This is a genomic window from Desulforegulaceae bacterium (assembly GCA_034006035.1).
Lineage (GTDB): Bacteria > Desulfobacterota > Desulfobacteria > Desulfobacterales > JACKCP01 > JACKCP01.
The window spans coordinates 1-2773 of the sequence record JAVETN010000029.1 but is presented as its reverse complement, the minus strand read 5'-3'; the positions used below and the strand labels follow the sequence as shown (position 1 = coordinate 2773).

The following is a 2773-nucleotide window of genomic DNA, read 5'->3' as shown; positions in this document are numbered from 1 at the left end:
TTTATGCAACTTCGCTATCCCACAAGATGCTCAGGCCATATTCTGGATCAGTAACGACGTATTTAAAATATTCACGTGTTCCTTTTTTCCCATGCAAGCGCACTACAATTTGTCCCTCTTGAAGCAATGTTTTCATCTCAGACTCACTCAAACTTCGTTTATTCCAGCGCAAGAGTGCATTGGAGTAAACTTGAAAACGACAGGTGGACGTGGCACTAAAAACATAATCATCGTTCATATCGCGCTCTTTAATGGCATGCTCACAATGATAAAGATTTATTTTTTGACCTCTAGCGGTTATCTTTTGTGAAAGCACATTGCCACCACAAAAGGGGCATTTTCCTAAAATCATTTCTCACCTCACTGTTTTAATGCGCTTATCATAGCCCAGTAAAAAAGAGGTGATTAAAAATATTTCAAAATGAAAGAAAATAGATAAAAAAAGCTTTTTTCGCTACAATAGAAACACTAAAAAGTGGGAGTGTATTATGACAAGAGAGTTGATTTTGGACTACCTAAAAACACACAAACCCTTTTTGCAAGAACAGTTTAATGTCAAAAAAATAGGACTTTTTGGTAGCTACGCCAAAGAGCAACAAACACCTCAAAGTGACATTGACATCATTGTCGATATGCCCTCAAGTTTTGATAATTATTACGCACTCAAAGAACTCTTAGAAAAAGAGTTAGGTGCTAAAGTTGATTTGGGGCTTGAAAAGTCGATTCGTAAACTCATTAAAGAAAAAATTGCCCACGAAGTGCTTTATGTCTAATCGTGATATAAGTCTCTACATCGTCGATATTTTCATTGCTATCGATAAAATTTTCCGCTTTACATGTAAGATAAAAAATGGAGCTGAACTGCTCGTACATGAAATGGCATGGGATGCGTGCATCAGAGAGCTTGAGATCATCGGCGAAGCCACCAAAATACTCTTAAACAGCGGACTTCTTAAAAGCGAATATCGTCGCATTGTTGACTTTCGCAATCAAATCAGCCATGGCTACTTTGGAATAGATGAAGAGATCGTTTGGGATGTAATCGCACATAAATTACCTGAATATCAAGCAGAATTGGTCATGGTTGTGGCAAAAGAAAAGATTTCTCTTTTAGATGCTATTGAATATGCTAAAGCAGAAAATGAGAAGAATGTACAGGTTTTGAAGTTTTTGCAAGGGCTAATAATTTAGTTTTAATTATCACTTCTTTCAAAAACTTTATTCTTCGAGTAAAATACCGCTTTCGACAAAGTTACTCATTTTATTTAATAAAGAAATTTCCTTTTCAATAAAACATTTGTGATGCAAAACATATTTATAAATTGTATACAGTAAATTTTCATTTATGGAAATATATTTTAAATTTTCAGCAAATAAATCTGTTGGGGCTTGTATTGTGCCAGCACTAGAATTAATTTTATAGGTATTTGAGACTTTATCTTTTAATACATCAATGAGTTGTTCTTTGGTAAGCAAGTTTATATAAGAACTTTTTAATCTCAATAATGGCTTGAAAACCTTGTCTGGAATAGGTTCAATGATGGTAGGCAAAAACCCGAAACCTTCACCATATTGTTTCATTTTAAAAATAAAATTATTTTTTACAAAAATAACTGTGACCAATGTTAAAAGATAAATTGCTCTTTCATCAACGCCTTTTACTTTTTCGGCATACTCTAAACAGTTATTAAGCACTTGAATATAAATACGTGCATTTTTTTCTTCACTGAGTTGAATAGCTTCTAATATTTTAACTTTGTATTGGTCTAATAGCTTATATTTGTCATTTGTGTAAATGACATCAAAAAGCTCTTCAATCGTTGGATTGTAGAGTATAAATTTATTGACACTTTTTTCTTTAACGGTATTGAAAACTTTTGTATCATGGTGTTGAAAAAACTCTTGATTTAGAATGATGATAGTTTTGGTTTGGAAGTTTTCAGTCAGATTGGTGATAAAACCAAAAAGGTCATTCAGGTCTATTTTTGAGGACTTTCGTTCAAAATCGTCAAAGCAGACAATACCGTTTGAAAGAGCTACAGAGGCTTTATGTAATTTTTCTTTATTGGATAATTCATCTTTTAATTTAGCAATACCTTTTGGATCAATTTCAAAACCAAACAAAGAGATTTTAGGTATAAAATCGACTGACTTTGTAAAAACAGAAGAAGCTTTTTTTATAAGATCGTTATCGCTTTCATATAAAAAACTATATGCTTTCTGCAAAATTTCATTTTCAATATCTTTGATAGAATCTTTGCCATAAAGACTCACGAAAACATAACTTTTCTCTTTTTCTTTGATTTTTGGAATTAAATCTGTTTCAATGATGTTTTTCCAAAAGTGGGTTTTACCTGAACCCCATGCACCTGAGAGCATCAAGATAGTACCATTGTTATCGTCATTACCTAAGTAAGATTTGTTACCTTCAATAAGGTATTGTTTGATGCTTTCAGAATTTGCCATGAATTACAAAAACCTCTCCACAAATCTATCCAAACCTTCATCGTTCATCGCTCCACTAACACGTTCCACTTCTTTGCCATCTTTAAAGACAATTATGGTTGGAATGGAGCGGATTTTAAAACGTGAGGCTAAAAATTGCTCAGCTTCGGTATCAACTTTGGCGAACAAAACACGAAGCGGGTAGGCACGTGCGGCTTGTTCAAAGACAGGAGCGAACATTTTGCATGGTCCACACCACGGTGCCCAAAAATCGACAATGACGGGCACATCGGTACTTTTTAAAATGGCTTCTATGTTATCGCTGCTC

General features: G+C 33.8%; 5 protein-coding genes. 2 read left to right on the top strand and 3 right to left on the bottom strand.

What is annotated here, in order from left to right; all coding sequences use genetic code 11:
• Nucleotide 1 precedes the first annotated feature (1 nt).
• Nucleotides 2–352: a hypothetical protein gene (locus RBR53_12020; protein MDY0133376.1), complete on the bottom strand. Its 351-nt coding sequence runs from the start codon at nt 350–352 to the stop codon at nt 2–4.
• A gap of 136 nt (nt 353–488) precedes the next feature.
• On the opposite strand from RBR53_12020, the gene RBR53_12015 reads away from it, so the two are divergent.
• Complete coding sequence (locus tag RBR53_12015) at nt 489–773, top strand: nucleotidyltransferase family protein (protein MDY0133375.1); 285 nt, start codon at nt 489–491, stop codon at nt 771–773.
• Complete coding sequence (locus RBR53_12010) at nt 766–1191, top strand: DUF86 domain-containing protein (GenBank protein MDY0133374.1); 426 nt, start codon at nt 766–768, stop codon at nt 1189–1191. Before RBR53_12015 ends, RBR53_12010 begins: the two co-directional genes overlap by 8 nt.
• 27 nt (nt 1192–1218) lie before the next feature.
• Here RBR53_12010 and RBR53_12005 read toward each other — a convergent pair whose 3' ends face one another.
• Nucleotides 1219–2466, bottom strand: coding sequence for a hypothetical protein (locus RBR53_12005; protein MDY0133373.1), 1248 nt, complete (start codon nt 2464–2466; stop codon nt 1219–1221).
• A 3-nt stretch (nt 2467–2469) separates the two neighbouring features.
• A partial coding sequence (trxA, locus tag RBR53_12000) for a thioredoxin (GenBank protein ID MDY0133372.1) occupies nt 2470–2773 on the bottom strand: 304 nt, incomplete at its 5' end.

What these genes read in the sequence shown, in the direction of transcription:
- RBR53_12010 (MDY0133374.1), top strand. Translation starts at nt 766, where the DNA reads ATGTCTAATCGTGATATAAGTCTCTACATCGTCGATATTTTCATTGCT.
- RBR53_12020 (MDY0133376.1), bottom strand. Translation starts at nt 352, where the DNA reads ATGATTTTAGGAAAATGCCCCTTTTGTGGTGGCAATGTGCTTTCACAA.
- RBR53_12015 (MDY0133375.1), top strand. Translation starts at nt 489, where the DNA reads ATGACAAGAGAGTTGATTTTGGACTACCTAAAAACACACAAACCCTTT.
- RBR53_12005 (MDY0133373.1), bottom strand. Translation starts at nt 2,466, where the DNA reads ATGGCAAATTCTGAAAGCATCAAACAATACCTTATTGAAGGTAACAAA.